General features: G+C 36.0%; 1 protein-coding gene. It reads left to right on the top strand.

All coding sequences use genetic code 11. From position 1 onward, the window contains the following. The coding region (argS, locus tag AC1DTM_RS30885) for an arginine--tRNA ligase domain-containing protein (protein WP_477001753.1) at positions 1-577 on the top strand (577 nt) is incomplete at both ends.

Raw genomic sequence — 577 nt, 5'->3', positions numbered from 1 at the left:
AAGCAGTCGAACTTTGGAATTGGTTCCGTCATGAGTCTTTAAAAGAATTTTCTCGTATTTATGAACTTCTCGGTGTGGAATTTACAAACTTTCAAGGAGAAGCTTTCTATAACGATAAAATGGAAGACTTTATTGGGATTTTAGAAGAGCACGACTTACTGGAAGAATCAGAAGGGGCATTAGTCGTTAATTTAGAAGAAGAAGGTATGCCGCCATGTTTAATTAGAAAATCAGATGGTGCTACCATTTACGCAACACGTGATTTAACAGCGGCATTGTATCGTCAAAACACATACGAATTTGATAAGGCTTTATATGTAGTAGGACCCGAACAAAGTTTACATTTCAATCAATTTTTCACTGTATTAAAAAAGCTTGGCTATAACTGGGTGGATGGTATGGAACATGTACCGTTCGGGTTCATATTAAAAGATGGTAAGAAAATGTCGACACGTAAGGGCAGAATTATTTTATTAGAAGAAGTGCTAGAAGAAGCTGTTGCACTTGCGGAACAAAATATTGAAGAGAAAAATCCGAATTTAAAACAAAAAGAAGAAGTGGCAAAACAAGTCGGTGT

It is taken from the genome of Bacillus sp. P4_D3 (assembly GCF_056401855.1).
Note: the sequence above shows the minus strand (reverse complement) of the source record. Positions and strands in the feature narration are given on the sequence as shown.